At 57.2% G+C, this 269-nt stretch carries 1 protein-coding gene; it reads right to left on the bottom strand.

The window, feature by feature from the left end:
- On the bottom strand, positions 1-269 hold a 269-nt coding region (locus H6A20_RS13285), incomplete at both ends, for a hypothetical protein (RefSeq protein WP_204907555.1).

Genomic DNA, 269 nt, shown 5'->3' with positions numbered 1-269 from the left:
TCTCCAGTGGCGGATGGTGCAGGCAGCGGAGTGGACCTCGTCTACTTCAGAGGCAGCATACTGCTGGATCCATTCCGTGAGATCTTCGTATTGGACCGAGTAAGGCCAGAAAGCCAGGATGTCATGGAAGAACTGGAGGGCTTCATACGCTTCCAGGAGCCCTGGGGCGACCTCAAAGGCGTCTTTCAGGCGCTGCCTGTTCTCGTTGTAGCGGGAGCCCCAGTAGCTGACCTGGTTGAATTCGCTGGTCTTAAGGAGGCGGATGATGC

The organism is Mordavella massiliensis, assembly GCF_016901695.1.
In the GTDB taxonomy this organism is placed as follows: Bacteria; Bacillota; Clostridia; order Lachnospirales; family Lachnospiraceae; genus Claveliimonas; species Claveliimonas massiliensis_A.
Note: the sequence above shows the minus strand (reverse complement) of the source record. Positions and strands in the feature narration are given on the sequence as shown.